At 69.3% G+C, this 244-nt stretch carries 1 protein-coding gene; it reads left to right on the top strand.

All coding sequences use genetic code 11. The features are described from left to right. The coding region (locus IG74_RS47490; RefSeq protein WP_037827713.1) for an acyltransferase domain-containing protein at positions 1–244 on the top strand (244 nt) is incomplete at both ends.

The following is a 244-nucleotide window of genomic DNA, read 5'->3' as shown; positions in this document are numbered from 1 at the left end:
CGGTGTTCGTGTTCCCGGGGCAGGGTTCGCAGTGGGCCGGTATGGCGGTCGAACTCCTGGACTCCAGTCCGGTGTTCGCGGGGCGGATGCGGGAGTGCGCGGATGCTCTGAGCGAGTTCGTGGACTGGGATCTGCTGGAGGAGCTGGGCGGGGACCGGTTCGACCGGGTGGACGTGGTCCAGCCGGTGCTGTTCGCCGTGATGGTGTCGCTCGCTGCTGTCTGGCAGGCGGCCGGGGTGAAGCC

Origin of the sequence: Streptomyces sp. NRRL B-1347, assembly GCF_000720325.1 — a bacterium.
GTDB lineage: Bacteria > Actinomycetota > Actinomycetes > Streptomycetales > Streptomycetaceae > Streptomyces.
The sequence above is the reverse complement of the archived record's forward strand: the minus strand, read 5'-3'. Positions and strand labels throughout refer to the sequence as shown.